16 protein-coding genes are annotated in these 16,906 nt (G+C 47.8%); 7 read left to right on the top strand and 9 right to left on the bottom strand.

All coding sequences use genetic code 11. From position 1 onward, the window contains the following. Positions 1 to 50: 50 nt before the first annotated feature. The 4 genes from JYJ62_RS09455 to JYJ62_RS09440 form a co-directional block, all read right to left on the bottom strand. On the bottom strand, positions 51 to 944 hold the full coding sequence (locus tag JYJ62_RS09455; RefSeq protein ID WP_205341962.1) for a lysophospholipid acyltransferase: 894 nt from the start codon (positions 942 to 944) through the stop codon (positions 51 to 53). Between the two features lie 71 nt (positions 945 to 1,015). Continuing rightward, on the bottom strand, positions 1,016 to 1,600 hold the full coding sequence (gene rsmD, locus JYJ62_RS09450; RefSeq protein ID WP_205341961.1) for a 16S rRNA (guanine(966)-N(2))-methyltransferase RsmD: 585 nt from the start codon (positions 1,598 to 1,600) through the stop codon (positions 1,016 to 1,018). Next, entirely contained in the window at positions 1,600 to 3,066 is a 1,467-nt protein-coding gene (locus JYJ62_RS09445) for a M16 family metallopeptidase (protein WP_420042831.1), read from the bottom strand. Before JYJ62_RS09445 ends, rsmD begins: the two co-directional genes overlap by 1 nt. Further along, the gene (locus JYJ62_RS09440) at positions 3,063 to 4,403 is read right to left on the bottom strand and encodes a M16 family metallopeptidase (RefSeq protein WP_205341960.1); all 1,341 of its coding nucleotides are present in this window, start codon (positions 4,401 to 4,403) and stop codon (positions 3,063 to 3,065) included. Before JYJ62_RS09440 ends, JYJ62_RS09445 begins: the two co-directional genes overlap by 4 nt. Before the next feature lie 148 nt (positions 4,404 to 4,551). Here JYJ62_RS09440 and ftsY point away from each other — a divergent pair, with 148 nt between their 5' ends. The 6 genes from ftsY (at position 4,552) to JYJ62_RS09410 (ending at position 10,276) form a co-directional block, all read left to right on the top strand. Continuing rightward, positions 4,552 to 6,087, top strand: a complete 1,536-nt coding sequence (ftsY, locus tag JYJ62_RS09435; protein ID WP_205341959.1) for a signal recognition particle-docking protein FtsY — start codon at positions 4,552 to 4,554, stop codon at positions 6,085 to 6,087. Next, the gene (gene ftsE, locus JYJ62_RS09430) at positions 6,084 to 6,752 is read left to right on the top strand and encodes a cell division ATP-binding protein FtsE (protein WP_205341958.1); all 669 of its coding nucleotides are present in this window, start codon (positions 6,084 to 6,086) and stop codon (positions 6,750 to 6,752) included. Before ftsY ends, ftsE begins: the two co-directional genes overlap by 4 nt. Continuing rightward, the gene (gene ftsX / locus JYJ62_RS09425) at positions 6,752 to 7,768 is read left to right on the top strand and encodes a permease-like cell division protein FtsX (RefSeq protein WP_205341957.1); all 1,017 of its coding nucleotides are present in this window, start codon (positions 6,752 to 6,754) and stop codon (positions 7,766 to 7,768) included. The genes ftsE and ftsX overlap by 1 nt, the downstream gene beginning before the upstream one ends. Positions 7,769 to 7,896: 128 nt before the next feature. Further along, the gene (gene rpoH / locus JYJ62_RS09420; RefSeq protein WP_205341956.1) at positions 7,897 to 8,757 is read left to right on the top strand and encodes an RNA polymerase sigma factor RpoH; all 861 of its coding nucleotides are present in this window, start codon (positions 7,897 to 7,899) and stop codon (positions 8,755 to 8,757) included. Between the two features lie 165 nt (positions 8,758 to 8,922). Continuing rightward, positions 8,923 to 9,636: an SDR family NAD(P)-dependent oxidoreductase gene (locus JYJ62_RS09415; RefSeq protein WP_205341955.1), complete on the top strand. Its 714-nt coding sequence runs from the start codon at positions 8,923 to 8,925 to the stop codon at positions 9,634 to 9,636. A gap of 40 nt (positions 9,637 to 9,676) precedes the next feature. Beyond that, on the top strand, positions 9,677 to 10,276 hold the full coding sequence (locus JYJ62_RS09410; protein WP_205341954.1) for a pentapeptide repeat-containing protein: 600 nt from the start codon (positions 9,677 to 9,679) through the stop codon (positions 10,274 to 10,276). Between the two features lie 47 nt (positions 10,277 to 10,323). On the opposite strand, the gene JYJ62_RS09405 is transcribed toward JYJ62_RS09410, so the two are convergent. From JYJ62_RS09405 to JYJ62_RS09395, 3 genes are read right to left on the bottom strand one after another with little or no spacing between them, the layout of a single operon-like run. Then, positions 10,324 to 11,133 carry a DnaJ domain-containing protein gene (locus JYJ62_RS09405; RefSeq protein WP_205341953.1) on the bottom strand — a complete coding sequence of 270 codons (810 nt, stop codon included), beginning with the start codon at positions 11,131 to 11,133 and terminating at the stop codon, positions 10,324 to 10,326. Then, positions 11,130 to 11,342, bottom strand: a complete 213-nt coding sequence (locus JYJ62_RS09400; RefSeq protein WP_205341952.1) for a hypothetical protein — start codon at positions 11,340 to 11,342, stop codon at positions 11,130 to 11,132. Before JYJ62_RS09400 ends, JYJ62_RS09405 begins: the two co-directional genes overlap by 4 nt. Before the next feature lie 46 nt (positions 11,343 to 11,388). Further along, entirely contained in the window at positions 11,389 to 13,155 is a 1,767-nt protein-coding gene (locus JYJ62_RS09395) for an SLC13 family permease (RefSeq protein ID WP_205341951.1), read from the bottom strand. Positions 13,156 to 13,680: 525 nt separating this feature from the next. On the opposite strand from JYJ62_RS09395, the gene JYJ62_RS09390 reads away from it, so the two are divergent. Then, positions 13,681 to 14,163, top strand: coding sequence for a hypothetical protein (locus JYJ62_RS09390; RefSeq protein ID WP_205341950.1), 483 nt, complete (start codon positions 13,681 to 13,683; stop codon positions 14,161 to 14,163). 95 nt (positions 14,164 to 14,258) lie between these two features. On the opposite strand, the gene JYJ62_RS09385 is transcribed toward JYJ62_RS09390, so the two are convergent. Together JYJ62_RS09385 and JYJ62_RS09380 are read right to left on the bottom strand one after the other, a co-directional pair. Continuing rightward, positions 14,259 to 15,425 carry a multidrug effflux MFS transporter gene (locus JYJ62_RS09385; protein WP_269751412.1) on the bottom strand — a complete coding sequence of 389 codons (1,167 nt, stop codon included), beginning with the start codon at positions 15,423 to 15,425 and terminating at the stop codon, positions 14,259 to 14,261. Between the two features lie 258 nt (positions 15,426 to 15,683). Beyond that, positions 15,684 to 16,868, bottom strand: coding sequence for a multidrug effflux MFS transporter (locus tag JYJ62_RS09380; protein ID WP_205341949.1), 1,185 nt, complete (start codon positions 16,866 to 16,868; stop codon positions 15,684 to 15,686). Positions 16,869 to 16,906 lie beyond the last annotated feature (38 nt).

Below are 16,906 nucleotides of genomic sequence, written 5' to 3'. Positions count from 1 at the left end.
AAGCTTAGCGGCAGAGGACGGTTAGGCTTTATCGAGCATGCTGAGCAGGCTTAGTACCAACGCTTTTCGCCTTCTGGACGCTGCTTAAAGCGTTTCATCGTCCACATGTACTGATCTGGCCAGCGCTGTACGTAGCTGGCCAGAACATCGCTCATGGCGCTGACTGAGGTGTACGCATCGGTGCTGTACATGGCCTCTGGCGCCGCTTCCAAAATGACTTTAAAACCGCTGCCGTCTTCGAGGCGGATTGCATGTAAAAACACTGCGCTGACTTTGTCTTGTTTGCCCCCGAGCATGCTCGCTACAAACTTACTGGTCAGTGCCGTGGTGCCTAAAAACGGGACAAACTCACCTGCGCTGCGACTGGGTTCTGGATCAGCAGGAATGCCCACTGAACCGCCATTACGCACTTCTTTAATCACGCTAATAATACCTTCGCGGGTCGAGGGTGCGACGCGGTTACCTTGTTGTACGCGCTGAGTCTTTAATAAGTCATCCAGTGCTTTTAGTTTGGGCGGGCGGTAGAAAATAATAGGTTTACATTGCGCGCAGTAAAAGTGATTGAGCACCTCCCAGTTACCCAGGTGACTGGTAATACCCACCACACCTTTGCCACTGGCCAGCGCTTCTTGCAGCACGTCTAAGCCTTCGACTTCACGGATGTACTCTAGCGTTTTAGCGGGTGGCCAAATCCACGCGCAGGCACTTTCGGTAAACGATTTACCAATACCTTTGAGACTGCGTCCGGTCAGTTGATCGATGTCGTCAGTGCTCAGTTCTGGGAAGCAGTGGCTGAGGTTAAGACGGGCAATCTCGCGTGAGCGGTTCGGTATTTTCCACATCAGCCAACCCACTGCGCCACCCAGAGCTTGCACGCCGCGCCAAGGTAATAAAGCAATCAGTTTTAAAACACCCAGAGCCAGCTTGCCCTTTAAAGATTCCACGACTAACCCCAATGACATCATTAAAAATAAGTAAGTTACTGGATTTGTTGAATTAAGTCAGCAAGCAAAGCTTAAGCAAGCGTTTGCCAGAGCGCATAGTGTACCTGTCCGCTATGTTTTTCCCGATGCAAACGCCACGTGTTGGGTACACCTAAGGTCGAGGGTGCTTGTTCGCTTTCGGTGTAAATCCACGCGCGCGGATTGAGCCAGTGATTGGCTTCTAACAGCTCACAGGTTTTTAACAGCAGATCTTGGTGAAAAGGTGGGTCGAGTAAGACAATATCAAAACCTTGCTCGCTACTGGAGCCCAGATACTGCAAGGCATCAACCCGTAGCGCCTCAGCGTTATCGCACTGCAGTAAGGCGAGGTTGCTGCGCAGGTTGTTAATCGCATCGCTATTGGAATCCAGTGCTAAGCCTGTGCTGGCGCCACGCGACATAGCCTCCAGAAACAGAGCACCGCTACCGGTAAAAGCGTCTAGCACGCGGGCACCTTGGATATAAGGGGCGAGCCAGTTAAACAGCGTTTCGCGCACGCGATCAGGCGTCGGACGTAAGCCTGGCGCCTCCGGTACGTTGAGTTTACGGGAGCGCCATTGCCCACCAATAATACGAACTTGGCTGCTACGCGTTGCTTTAGTTGCTGTCTTAGCCATTAGTGCTGGCGCTCCACAGGTGCGGTTTGCTCTGAGCGCTCAACCGGCTCGGGCAGGGGTAACTGTGCAACGGTTGGCCCAGCGGTAACAATCACCAATTGCTCAGGATCAAGATGGCGTTTAAACGCCGCGTGTACATCGGCCACGCTGAGTTTTTGCAAATCTTGCATAAAGTCGCTCATCCAGGTCAGCGGCATATCATAGAAACCAATGGCGGCCAGCTGACCGACAATGGCTGAGTTACTGGCGGCGCTGAGAGGGAAGCTGCCAAGGCTTTCGCGTTTAGCATCCGCCAGTTCTGCTGCGGTGGGGCCATTGCTAATGTAATCGCGCAAGAGCTCTTGTACCAGTTGCAACGTGGCCTCACTGAGTGGTGCGCGAGTCTGCACGTTAATCATAAAGGGACCAGGCGCTTGCATGGGACTGAAGCTGGAGTAAATGCCATAGGTTAGGCCGCGTTTTTCACGCACCTCTTCCATTAACCGAGTACCAAAGCCACCACCACCGAGAATCTGATTACCTAAAAACAGCGCAGGATAATCAGGGTCGCCACGTTTCACTGCGAGTTGTGCTAAGAGAATATGGGTTTGTGTTGAAGGAAACTCAATGTGTGTCGTGGACGCTTTGGTTGCGATTGGTTTTGCTGTGACGGCTGCCGCAGTGCCGCGAGGCAAACGGGCGGAGACTGTTTCACTGATGGCTTTGGCTTGCGTAATCGTTAAGTCACCCACTAGAGCAATCTGTGCATTTTCTGCACTGTAGTAGGTGCGATGAAAATTCTGTAATTGTTGACGGGTTATTACAGGCACTGATTCGGCATTACCCGAGCTAGAGTGGGCATAGGGGTGTTTACCATACAGTTGCTCAAACAGCGCTAATGAGGCGAGTTGGCCGGGGTTTTGTTTTTGGTATTCAAAGCCTGCCAGCAGTTGGTTTTTAATCCGTGCCAATGAGTTGGCTGGAAAACTTGGCTGCGCTGCGACTTGGCTCAATAATTCTAAAGCGGGGGTGCTTAGCTTAGGATCGCTGAGACTGCGTAAGGTCACAACAGCCATATCACGGTATGAGCCACTGGAAAATTCAGCACCGAGGTCTTCAAAACGTGTCGCGATTTGCCCTGCATCTAGAGTACCGGTGCCTTCATTGAGCATGGCATTGGTCAGACTGGCTAAGCCGTAGGCCTGTTGATCTTTACTGCTACCGGCGGCAAAGGTTAAGCGCAAATCAAACATCGGTAATTCCGGTGCGGCCATAAATAAAACTTTAGTACCGGCGGAGGTCTGCCACTCTTGGATATCGAGCGTCCGCGTGACTGGATTTTGCTTGGACAGCGCGGCCAAGCTGCTAATACGCTGCTCGACAGGGGCAGGTAAAGTTGATTGCGCGCTTTCTAAGGTGCTGCAGCCCGCGTTGAAAATTAAGGCAGCACTGATAAGGCCGGTGCTAAGCATACGCAGGGACATCATGGGCGTGCCTCCTCAGGGTGAATATAAGCTGTGGTAAGTCGTGTTGCAGTAAAAAACTTTTGTGCAGCTGCTTGGATATCTGCTGGAGTGACCGCTTCTAATGCAGCTAAATCGCTGTCCTTAACACGCCAAGAGAGACCGACACTTTCCAGCTGACCGATTTGTGTCGCTTGGCTGGTGATCGAGTCTTGTTCATAGACTTCAGAGGCGAGTACTTGAGCCCGTACGCGAGCTAATTCAGCTGCACTCGGCGCTGTCTCTTGCAGTTGTTTCAGTTGCTGCCAAATACCCGTTTCAACCTGTGCCAAGGTTTTGTCTTTTTGCACGTTCGGGGTGGCGGATAAAACAAACAGGCTGTCACCGCGAGAAAAAGCGTTATACCAAGCCGAGGCTCCAGCCACCAACTCTTGCTTGCGCTCCAGTTGTGCAGGCAAGCGTGCGCTATTGCCGCCATCCAGTAAGGCGCTGATTAAGCGTAGCGCATGCACTTCGTTGGGTTTGTCAGTGCTGGCTAAGCTGGGCACATTAAAGCCCATCATTAAGCTGGGCAACTGAGTTTTTAGATACAAGGTGATGCTGCGTTGCCCAGGCTCTGCCAGTTCCAGTGGTTGCTTCACTGCTGGTAAAGGACGTGCTGGGATTTTGCCAAAATAGCGCGTGACCAAGGTTTTGATTTCGTCAGGCTGCACATCACCAACGATGACTAAAGTCGCGTTATTGGGCGAGTACCAGCGTTCATGCCATTCGCGCAAATCAGTAATGGTCATACGATCTAGGTCGTGCATCCAACCAATGGTGGGGATGTGATAGCCACTGGCTGGATAAGCTAAGGCTTTAAAGCGCTCGTAGGCGAGTCCGCTGGGGCGGTCATCGGTGCGCATCCGGCGCTCTTCTTTGATGACCTCAATTTCGCGGATAAACTCATCTTCTGGCAAGGTTAAACTGGCCAGTCGATCGGCTTCCATTTCCAGAGCGACCTCTAAACGATCACGGGCCAATACTTGGTAATAGGCAGTGTAATCATCACTGGTAAAAGCGTTTTCTTCGGCGCCAAGCTCGCGTAAAATACGCGAAGATTCGCCTGGGCCTAATTTGCTGCTACCCTTGAACATCATATGCTCTAGCGCGTGAGCGAGACCGGTGCTGCCAGGAACTTCGTAGCTGGAGCCGACTTTGTACCATAGTTGGCTCACCACCACAGGAGCACGGTGGTCTTCGCGAACAATGACCTTAAGTCCGTTGTCTAAACTGAACTCGGTGGTAGCGCTTTGTGCCATTAAGGGTGTGATAACAGCACTGGATAAAAATAGTACGATGTAACGTAAATAAGTATTCATGTTTAAACCTTTTAAACTGCACTCTGAGTTTAGCTACCAGAGGCTTAGAGATGCTAGGATACGCAACCATTTTATTAACCACCACATTGGCATATTTTTATTTAAAAATGGGTGTCGGTGTGGTGAATAGCTGAGATAGCCTTTTTCTATGTTTGGTTCCGGCGACGACAAAAAATCAAAAAAACCAGCGTCTAGCGCTGATTCAGTACCCTCTACAGACTCGCAGGCTGACGTTGCAGCGCCTGCTAAAAAAGGTCTGTTTTCTTGGTTTGGCAGAAAGAAGACTGAGCCAAAGGCTGAACAGTCTAGCGCAGTTGAGCCTACGCCAGCTGCGGAACCTGAGCAATCGGTAACAGTTGAGCCGTCTGTTGTCGAGGCTGATACTGAGCAGATGACAGCCTCAGTAGCTGAAGCTGAGGACTGCGAGCTACCGGTAGAGCCTGAGGTTCTTGTCAGCGTTGAACCGCTATTAGTCACTGTTGAGCCGGAGACCGTAGCCGTTGTTGAGCTTGAGTCTGCACCAGTACTCGAGCCGCAGGATCAAGAATCTTATACCGCTGTAAGCACAGAGGTTGCGCCTGCGGACTTTGCTCAATCAGAGCGTCAGGATACTCTTGTACCTGCTCCTGCTCCTGCTCCTGCTGCCGAGCCGAAGTCGACAGCTGTCGTGGTAACTGAAACAGCAGTCATAGACGCTGATGTTCCTGCACTGGCCGCTAATCTCGCTGGGCAAAGTAAACCGCAAGGCAATAAAGTCGGTTGGTTTGCGCGCTTAAAGCAAGGTCTGTCAAAAACCAGCTCCAGCCTTGGCGAAGGCATGGCCAGCTTGTTTTTGGGTAAAAAAGAAATTGATGATGATCTGCTCGAAGAGCTGGAAACCCGTCTGCTGACGGCTGACGTTGGTATGGAAGCCACTGCAGCAATTATGGGCAACTTAACGCGGCGCGTCGCCCGTAAAGAGCTGGCTGATAGTGGTGCGTTGTACCAAGCCTTACAAGTGGAAATGGCCGAATTACTGCGTCCGGTTGAGCAGCCATTAAGCATAACGGCCAATAAAAAGCCGTATGTCATCTTAGTTGTCGGCGTCAATGGTGCCGGTAAAACAACGACCATCGGGAAGATGGCGTCACGCCTGCAAAAAGAAGGTAAGAAAGTCATGTTGGCGGCGGGGGATACCTTCCGTGCTGCCGCGGTTGAACAGCTGCAAGTCTGGGGTGAGCGCAATAAAATCCCAGTGATTGCTCAGCATACCGGCGCTGACTCAGCCTCAGTCATTTTTGATGCGGTACAAGCGGCACAATCACGTGGTGTTGATGTGCTGATTGCTGATACAGCAGGGCGTTTGCACACTAAAGATAATTTGATGGAAGAGTTACGCAAAGTCGCTCGGGTGATGAGTAAGCTGGATGACAGCGCGCCGCATGAAGTGCTGTTAGTACTGGATGCGGGAACTGGACAGAACGCAATCAATCAAACCCGCCAGTTTAATCAAACGATTCCTTTAACCGGCTTAGCTTTGACTAAACTGGATGGCACCGCCAAAGGTGGAGTTATTTTTGCTTTGGCTAAGCACTTCAGTATCCCCGTGCGCTATATTGGCGTGGGTGAAGGCATTGATGATTTGCGTGATTTTGTTGCCGATGATTTTGTTAAAGCTCTGTTTGCCGAAAAGGATTCTGCATGATTCGATTTGAGCAGGTCGCAAAACGTTACCCCAACGGGCATGTTGGCTTGCATGAGTTGAGTTTTCGTGTGCGCCGTGGTGAGTTCTTATTTGTTACCGGTCATTCTGGGGCGGGTAAAAGTACCATGTTGCGCTTACTGTTGGCGATGGAGCGTCCCTCTGCGGGTAAGTTGCTCCTAGCAGGGCAAGATTTAGCCACCATCACTAATTCGCAGATTCCCTTTTTGCGCCGCCAAATTGGCGTGGTGTTTCAGAATCACCAGTTGTTGTTTGATCGCAGTGTCTTTGCTAATGTCGCCTTGCCCTTACAGATCTTGGGTTTACCACAAGACGAGATTAATCAGCGTGTCAGTTTGGCACTTGAGCGTGTCAGCTTAAAAGATAAAGCCCTACAAGCACCAACCGATCTGTCCACCGGTCAACAGCAGCGAGTAGGCATTGCTCGGGCCATTGTCCATCAACCCGCTTTATTGTTGGCCGATGAGCCGACTGGAAACCTTGATCCGCGTTTAGCTGCAGAAATCATGTCTGTGTTTGAGGATATCAACCAGTTGGGGACCACGGTATTAATTGCCAGTCATGATTTAGCCTTAATTGCACGCATGCGCCACCGCATGCTGACCTTGCAACGTGGACGCTTAATTGGCGATGGAGAGGCTGTGTAATGAGTTCTGCCCGCGTAACCCCAGACCAGCCCGGCGAGCGTGTCGGTGCCACGACAAAAAACCAAGTGCAAGCAACGTTATCGGATACCCGAGGGTTTCGTAATCAGTTGCGCGCGTGGTTGGAAAATCACCGTGCCAGCTGCGTTGACAGTACCAGCCGTTTAGTTCGACAGCCGTTGGGTAGCTTTTTCACCTGCTTAGTGATGGCGGTGGCTTTAAGCTTACCGATGGGCTTAGCGCTATTGTTAGAAAATGTCAGTCAGCTCGGTGGCTCATGGCAGCGTGCAGCACAAATTTCACTGTTCCTAGAGTTGGATGCTGGCGACACCTATGGCGAACTGCTGCGCGATAAGATTGCCGAACATGAGCATGTGGCTGAAGCACAGTGGATCAGTCGAGAGCAGGCACTGACCGAGTTTCAAGAACAGTCTGGTTTAGGTGAAGCCTTACGTGAGCTGCCAGACAATCCGTTACCCGGCAGTATTTTAGTAACCCCTGAAGTGATTGATAAAGATGCTTTGGTAGCGTTACTGGATGAACTGAAAAACATGCCAAAAGTGCAGCAAGCCCAGCTCGATCTGATGTGGATTGAGCGCCTAGCGGCAATTTTACAAATGGGTGAGCAATTTATTTTTGGGTTATCAGTTTTACTGATTGCTGCGTTATTGTTGGTGGTGGGTAATACCATTCGTCTGCATATTGAAAACCGCCGTACTGAAATTGAAGTGATTAAGCTGGTGGGTGGTACTGATGGCTATGTACGACGTCCGTTTTTGTATATGGGCGTTTTATATGGCCTAGTCGGTGGAGTGATGGCTTGGCTGCTACTGGCCTATGGGCTGAATTGGCTGAATGATTCAGTGGTGCAGCTGGCGCAATTGTATGGCAGTGAGTTCAGTTTATCCGGTGTGCCAATTGAAGATGGCTTTTCATTATTACTTGGTGCAGTATTACTGGGTTACATCGGTGCTTGGTTGGCTGTGGCACGGCACCTGCGGGAATTATCACCGCGTTAGTTGTTCAACGTTATGAGATAAGGCTTTGCGCGTCTTTTATACGCGACAAGCATTGAACTTTATGGCGTCATTGCCGTCTTATATTTAATAGTATTGTTTAAGATATTGTCACCCGTTGGAGGATATTTATGACCACCACGACTGCATTACAAACCGCTCAAATGTTGAGCCCAGGTGCGAACCTGCAGGCTTATATACACTCAGTCAACTCGATTCCGGTACTGTCCGTTGAGCAAGAGCGTGACTTGGGTGAGCGTTTGTATTATCACCAGGATTTAGATGCTGCCCGCCAAATGGTTATGGCCCACTTACGTTTTGTGGTGCATATCGCGCGCAGTTATTCAGGCTACGGCTTGCCGCAAGGCGATTTAATTCAAGAAGGCAACGTCGGCTTAATGAAAGCTGTTAAGCGTTTTAACCCAGAAATGGGTGTGCGTTTAGTATCCTTTGCTGTGCACTGGATTAAAGCTGAAATTCACGAATATGTGTTACGCAACTGGCGCATTGTTAAAGTTGCGACCACTAAAGCACAGCGTAAATTGTTCTTTAATTTACGCAGCCATAAGAAACGCTTAGCGTGGCTGACCAATGATGAAGTCACTGCTGTAGCTGACTCATTGGGTGTCGAAGCACGTGAAGTGCGTGAAATGGAAAGCCGTTTAACCGGACATGATATGTCGTTTGATCCGTCCGATAGTGACGATGATGAAAGCGCCTATCAGTCGCCGTCTAATTATTTAGAAGATCACAGCTATGATCCAGCTTTACAGTTGGAAGCGTCTAATCAGACTGATAATGACAGTAGCAGCCTACACGAAGCGTTAGGTGAGCTGGATGAACGCAGTCGTGATATTTTGCAGCAACGCTGGTTATCTGATGAGAAAGTCACGCTGCATGATCTTGCTGCACAATATGGCGTATCTGCAGAGCGTATTCGTCAGTTGGAAAAAAATGCTATGAAGAAACTTAAAGGCAGTATTGCTGCGTAATAGATAGCTTCAGGATGACAAAAAGGCGACCTTAAACAGTCGCCTTTTTTATTGTCTAATGATCAGTCAGGCAGAATCGAGTAGACCCTGTTCTACAGTTCATCGCTGCATCAGGCTAAAGTGGCGCAATAGTCATACAGTGAATACGCAATAGGGGATAAATGCATGTCTATGTCTAAATCCATTTTGATTATTGGCGGTGGCAGCCATATTGGTCAAGCGATAGCGCAGCAGTGCAGCATTGATGGTGCGCTTGTGAGTGTGATCAGCCGCCAGTCTGCGCCGGACCATAGCGCATGGTTCTGGTATCAAGATGCCTTACAAAGCGAAGACAGCAGTCAGCAGTGCATTGAGCACGCTTTGCAGCAGCAACCCGAAACGATTTTTATCTGTAATGGTGTTCTGCATGATGCCAACGCTATGCCAGAGAAAACTATCCGTCAGTTAGATAGTGAGCAATTGGCGCAACGTTTACACAGCAATGTGATTATTCCCGCGCAGTATCTACGCAGTTTATTTGGTTATTTAAGTCGCACGCCACAGGTTAAAGTGTTAGTGCTTAGCGCAAAAGTGGGCAGTATTACCGATAATCGTTTAGGCGGCTGGTACAGCTATCGCATCAGTAAAGCAGCGCTGAATATGTTGGTGAAAAATGTCAGCCTTGAAGTGGCTAGACTCAACCCTAGCGCGTGTATTGTTGCTGTACACCCAGGTACTACCGATACACCGCTGTCAGAGCCGTTTCAACGCAATCTACCGCAGGGTCAGCTACAAACAGCAGAGCAGACCGCCCAGCGTCTACTACAAGTGCGTGATGCGCTGACACCGGAGCACAGTGGTACATTGTTGAACTGGGATGCTAGCGTCTTGCCATTTTAAATGTATCTATGCAGAGTCATGCATGTAAGTTGAGGTTGCATTGAACACAATAGAAAATAAGCAGCAGTATTTTGAAGAGACGTTTAAGAATTTAGATCTGGCGGATTGGATCTGCGTCGGTAGCGAATTTGAAGAATGTATTTTTGTTGATTGTAATTTTAGCGGTGCAACATTCGAAAGCTGCAATTTTATTAACTGTAGCTTTACCCGTTGCCAGTTGAGTTTAATCAGCGTGCCTTATACGCGACTCTTCACGATCAGTTTTCTAGAGTGCAAATTGGTTGGCGTTGATTGGACGCGTGCGACCTGGTCTGCTTATCATAAAGATTTTGAAATCAGCTTTCGTCAAAGCATTCTGAACGATTCATCCTTTTTTGGCCTGACCTTACAAGGCCTCGTGTTAGATGAATGTAAAGTACATGATGTGGATTTTCGTGAAGGCGATTTTTCCCATGCAGTGATGACCTACAGCGATTTTACTCACAGCTTGTTTATGCGCACCAATTTACAATCCGCAAATTTTGCCGAAGCCACACAATACTCAATCAATGTCTTAGAAAACCAAGTGAAAGGCGCTAAGTTTTCTAAACATGAAGCGGTCTACTTGCTGGAGAGCTTGGGCATTGAGTTGCTGGACTGAGCTTGGCTAAGGGCTAAGGGCTAAGGGCTAAGAGTCATTAGAGTTATTTAAACATGCCTGCGCTTTTTTATTTCTTCGTAGGCCGTGTTTATTTCTTGCATTCGTTCGGTTGCCTTGCGAATTTCACTGTCATCCACACCTTTGCTATGCATGTAGTCGGGATGGTGTTGCTTAACTAAACGGCGGTAAGCTTGTTTTATGACACTGAACTCATCAGATTCATTACAGCCCAGTACCTGATATGGATCTTGTATGGAATTATTTTGCGAGGTGTTTTTACCCATAAGGTTGTTAATGAAATGATTGAGCTCCTCTGTGGTAAATCTTAAACAGGCTCCAATTTCATAAAGTAAGGCTGAGGTCTTGCTTGATAAGCCGTCAAGGCTGGCAAATGACAAAATTTGCATAAACGCCCGAGTTCTAATTTCTTTGCTGGACTGCGAAAGCTCTGCACAATAGAAAGACACAGGATTAGCGTCTTTCTTGGCTTGATTGGCGAGCTCAAATAATCGAGTTTTAACGCCTTCGACAACTGGCGCACTCATCCCTGACGCCAGCATTGCCGCAGCAATCGCTTTAATCATATCGCTCATGTATTCAACTTCAAGCCCACTGGTCTTGCCGTCGCTGATAGATACTTTAGCCATTAAAGCGATAACTTCTTCGGGGATGCCTAAGCGTGCTCGAGCAAACCTGTTGGTTGAAAAGTTACGATAGGCCTCTTCAAAATTGTTGCTATTTCTTATTGAGTCGTAAGCGTCTTTACCTGTGTCGATAGTTTTCTGTGCTGTTTTTTGTATTATTTTAAAAGCTATATAAATGATAAATAAAAATATAAATATAACGATACGAATCATTTTACTATCTCACTCTGAGGTGTAATCCAATAACCATAAATCCAGAAACCTATAACGATTTCTAAGGTTATGGCAAAAATCAGCAATAGCCAAAATACGGGCTTATTTTTATAAATCTTATAAATAAAATCTGGAGTCAATTTAATAATCAGTTGATTGAACTCATTCCAAGCCTCGCGTAGTTCTGTTTTTAAATCTGGCTTGTTCATGCTTAAGTCCTTATCAACAAGAATAAATAGCTTTTCATATGTGTTTTTAAAACGGCCAAAACATCGGAATGAAAATAACGCCCAAGATCCAGAAAATCATATTTAGCGGTAAACCCACCTTAATGAAATCGCTAAACTTATAGCCGCCAGCGCTGTAGACCATCATATTGGTTTGATAACCTACCGGGGTCATAAAACTGGTCGAAGCGGCGAAGGTAATGGCAATCAGAAAAGGGGTTGGGTCAGCCTCCATTAGCAGCGCCGTAGAAAAACCAATCGGTGTTAATAGGACTGCTGCCGCGGAGTTACTCATCAGCTCACCCAGCGCTAGAGCCATCAAGTAAAGCACCGCTAACACCACATGTGGTCCTAAATGGCTGACTAAACCAATGCTGTTATCCACCAAAAATTGTGCTGCACCGCTACTGCTCATGGCAATCCCGAGCGGTAACAGCCCAGCGATTAAGATCACAATCGACCAATCAGTACTTTCATAGACATCATCGGCATGAATACAACCCGCCAGTGTCATGGCAACGGCTCCGGTGAGTGCGGAGAGTGCGATTGGTAGCCAACCCAGTGCAGACACGGTAACCACTGCGGCCATGATGGCAACAGCAAACGGCGCGCGCCAGCCATAGTCCTGCGTCGCTTCACGCTGAGAAATAACAATGACACTTTTATCTTTACGCAGTGCCGCAAGGTCTTTTTCAGGTAAAGCCATCAGTAAAATATCACCAATACGCAGACGTAAACTATTGAGCTGGTTACGTACGACCTGCCCGCGGCGCTGCACACCCATTACTGAAGCGTTATAGCGCCAACTGCGATTCAACACGGCCAGCAAACGCCCAGCAGCACGTGACTGCGGGGCGATCATCACTTCAGCCAAGACTGATTTGTCTTGTTTCTCACCTTTCAGTTGAAAATCGGTTTGTGTGTTGAAATCGAGTTTTTGTTCATCTTTCAGTGCTTCAATATCAGACCAGATACCACGTGTGAGTAAAATGTCGCCGACTTGCAGTTCTTCTGAGCGAGGCGACCAGTACTTCTCACCCTCACGTAACAACTCTAGAACATAGACATTGTAGTTTTTACTCAGCTGAGCTTGTTCAACCGTGCTACCCAGTAATTTTGAGTCTTCGGTGACTTTTAGCTCGCTAATATAGTGGCCAAACTCGTATAGATTTTCCAAATCGGCACTGCGCACATCAGGTAATAACCAACGGCCAAAGGTCAGTAAGTACAGACAGCCCGCGACCGCGCAAATGGCTGCTAAAGGTAAAAATTCGAACATACTAAAGCCTGGATGCCCCAGATCCTTGGCTACCGAATTTACCAGCAGGTTAGTTGAAGAACCGATCAGGGTAAAAACGCCGGCCATTTGTGCAACGTAGGAGAGTGGAATTAATGTTTTCGAAGGCGCCAGGCCGACTTTTAAGCTGGCAGCAATCACGATAGGAATAAAGATTGCCACCACAGCGGTGTTATTAACAAAGGGGGCGATCAGAATGATTAAGCCGAAGAGCATTAGCATAAAATGCAGCGGTGAGCGTGCCGAACCTAGCAGTCTTTGGATGCCACCAAGAGCACCACTGTTTTGCAATCCGGCCGCTAGGATAAACATGGCGGCAACCGTGATGGTCGCTGGATTACTAAAGCCGCTTAGCGCTTGGCTAGGGCTAATCAGATCTAACAGCGTTAAGCTGACCAGCACCAGAATAGCAATGGCATCGACACGCAGCTTTTCGCTAACAAAAAGCACCATAGCAGACAGCGTAATCAGCAAAACGAGAAAAATTTCAAGAGTCATAAGCGTCTCACAGAACAGTGTTTAACTGCAGAGTGGTGTCTTCTACAGTCACAAGGGGCGCTTGGTAGCTGTTTTTACAGATTAAAGAGCAGCTATAAAAATGTATGAGCTTAAAAGTACTCTTCGACAAACAGTGATTGCTAAGCTGGATAAGGTCACGAGCCTAGCAGTATTTTTGTAGGTCGAGTGCATAATTTTCATGCTCGGTTGATCCTTTTACTCTTTATTATTTGAGTTTTCAGTGATGAGTCTATGCATGGTTATTTTTGTACCCAAGCAAAACACAGACTGGTCTTTGTTTGACAGCTTTATTGGAAAATGTTCAACGATGTGGATTATCAGGTGATGAATTCGACCGCTCTAGTTCATCGTAAAAAGCTTTGCGCAATTTACGTGGAGAGGGAAGATGGAATTTATAGGTGAAAGAGCTTCTCTTTATAAATAAATATACTTATATTTATTGGTGCTCTTAATCAGTATTATTGAAATTAAACTTAAAAATTGAAATAAATAAAGGTGAGCTTGATGAAAAGTAAGATGTTATTGATATTTGTCATGAGTTTCGGATTAAGTGGCTGGAGCCAAGCGAGTAATAATACGCAACCTAACTTAGCCACACCTTACCAAAAAAGCTTTCAGGCCGTTTGGGACACTGCAGGGCAAGGAGAAATGCCTATTTATGAGTGTGGCAGTGTCGTGGGTACTGCGTCAAAGATGGTGGCTGAAAAGCAGGATAAAAATAATGAAGCACAACAAGCCTATAAAGCTTGTTATGTTGATGCGTTTTTACATTATTCCGATTCATATTTTGCATTACGTGATAACTCAGTAATAGGCGAAGATAATAAACCACGCGGTTGTATGTTGTTTGCACGGTACTTAAAAATGAGCACAAGCTCTTTAGCTGTTTATGCGGATAGATTTAATTTAAGTCTGAATGATTTAAATAAGCAGATAGTTGAAGGATTTGGAGAGGCGGCATCTTTATGTCAAAACACCTTTGATTAAAGATGACTCACCTGGTTGAAGGGGGAGCGTATGCGCAATTCATCTGCTCCCCCTTATAACGAATTTACTTGTTACATCAGCACATTAAGCAGCGCTTAAGGATCAGGCGTTGCCTGACGTGCAAAACGTCTAGCAACCCCGCATAGACTCAGCGAGAGAACACCAAACACTATCAATGCTAGCGGGACAGTGCTGAGTGTTGGCGCAGTCAGGCTGACCAAAAAGCCAATCATTGCGGCCAGTAAGAACTGCATTAAGCCCATCAGCGCTGAAGCGATACCGGCGTGTTGCTGGGTATGAGCCATAGTCAGAGCGGTTAAATTACCGAGAATCATACCCAGCATGGCGACACTTAAGCCCAGCAGCAGGCTGTAACTCCATAACGCTATCCGCTCCAACTGCACTAAGCTTAGTAGCACAACGCCGATGCCAATAAAGCAGCTGATACCGATAAAAAGCACCCGAGCGGCACCGTAGTACTTTAATAGGCGTAAGTTGATTTGACCGATAACAATCATGCCGATGGCGTTGCTCGCAAAAATATAACTGAATTGGGTGGGGGTTAGACCAAACATGCTGATGAAAACAAAGGGTGAGGTTGTGACATAGAGGAATAAGCTGCCGAATATGCAGCCCGATGCCAAGGTATAGAAAAAGAAGCTGGGGTTGCGCAACTGCAGTGCATAGTTACGGACGATGCTATGAGTGGACAGAGGTACGCGACGTTCAACCGATAAGGTTTCTGGAAGCAAGCGCGCGGTAAAGAGCCAGCATGCGCTACCAAAGAACGCTAATACCCAAAAGATAAGATGCCATTCACCGTATAACAAAATGAGTCCGCCGAGCATCGGTGCGGTGATCGGAGCGATCATCATCATTTGCATCAGCATCGAGTAAATACGTGCGGAACTGTGCGTGTCGCAGGTATCGGTGACTACTGCTCGCGAGGCGACTGCTCCCGCTGCGGCGCCAATCGCTTGTAAGAAACGTGCGACTAGCAAACCTTCAAAGCTGGTAGTCAATGCTGCTGCTAATGAGCCGAGTACGAATAAGCTCAGGCCGATCAGTAAGGGTATTCGCCGTCCAAAACGATCTAATAATGGGCCATATAAGCCTTGACCAACGCCTAGACCAATCAGAAAAACCGTCAGTGTTTGTTGCACTTGACCTGCCGTAATACCGAGGCTACTAGCTACAGTTGGAAATGCTGGCAAGTACATATCAACTGCAGCAGCAGACAGTGCACTGAGTGAGGCAAGCAGGATAATCAGTTGTAAGCTGAGAGGGCTATTGGCCGTTGGCTGGGTGATAACTGTGTTCCTTGTTTGAATGAATAACAGAACGAGAGTATTTGGTTGATTGTTTTTTAGGCCCGTATGAATATCGGCTAAAGCACTGTTTCTAGGTACAGTTTTATTTTCAGCAGGTTACTCTTCAAGACCCTGCAATGTATGTCTTCCTAAGACAATCCGTCAATCTAATCGCGGTGAACACCCGCCAGTGCGTTGGCTGGCGACAGGCTAAGGGTCAGGTGTTGCCTGCCGGGCAAAACGTCTGCCAATCAAGCATAGGCCCACCGCAACAAAACCGAGCACCAGTAGTGCGACGGGCAGAGTATACAAAGAGGGTGCCGCAGCAATGCTGGCTAGGAAACCGATGGTCGCGGCGAGTAAAAACTGGATTAAGCCCATCAATGCTGAGGCAATACCGGCATGTTGCTGGGTATGTGCCATGGTCATTGCAGTGAGATTACCGGTAATTAAACCGAGCATAGCCATACCTAAGCCGAGCAATATGCTATAGCTCCATAACGCCGCCCAACCCAACTGCACCAAACCCAGCAGTAGCAGACCAATAGCAATAAAGCCGCCTAAGCCGATAAATAGAATCCGTGTGACACTGTACAGTTTTAATAAGCGTAGATTGATTTGGCTGATACCAATCATCACCAGCGCATTAGCGGCAAAGATGTAGCTAAACTGATTGGGCGTCAGAGCAAACATATTAATAAATATAAACGGTGAGTTGTTGATATAAATAAATAGGCAACCCAAGGTGCAGCTGGTGGCTAAGGTGTAAAAGAGGAAGCTAGGATTACTCAGCTGTATCGCGTAGTTACGCACAATACTGCGCATCGACAGCGGCACTCGGCGCTCAACCGGTAAAGTTTCGGGTAACAAGCGCAAGGTAAATAGACCGCTGATAATACCAAATACAGCCAGTGCCCAGAAAATCAGATGCCATTCGCCATAGAGTAGAATCAAGCCGCCGAGCATCGGTGCCGTGATCGGGGCAATCATCATGACCTGCATCAGCATTGAGTAAATACGGGCTGAGCTTTGTGGGTCACAGGTGTCAGTCACCACTGCACGCGAGGCGACTGAGCCTGCCGCTGCACCAATCGCTTGTAAGAATCGAGCAAAGAGCAAGCCTTCAAAGCTAGTCGTTAGTGCAGCAGCTAAAGAGCCTAGGGTAAATAAGGCGATACCAATCAGTAAGGGTGGTCGTCGGCCAAAGCGGTCTAGGAAGGGGCCATATAAGCCCTGACCAATACCTAGACCAATCAGAAACACAGTGAGAGTTTGTTGTACTTGCCCTTCGCTAATATTCAAGCTGGTAGCGACGACGGGAAAAGCAGGTAAGTACATGTCTATCGCGGCAGCCACCAACGCACTGAGAGAGGCGAGGAGGATGATCAGCTGCATACTAAGTGGGTTTTTTGCGGATTTTTGAATAATAACGC

The sequence above is a fragment of the Denitrificimonas caeni genome, from assembly GCF_905120345.1.
GTDB lineage: Bacteria > Pseudomonadota > Gammaproteobacteria > Pseudomonadales > Pseudomonadaceae > Denitrificimonas > Denitrificimonas caeni_A.
Note: the sequence above shows the minus strand (reverse complement) of the source record. Positions and strands in the feature narration are given on the sequence as shown.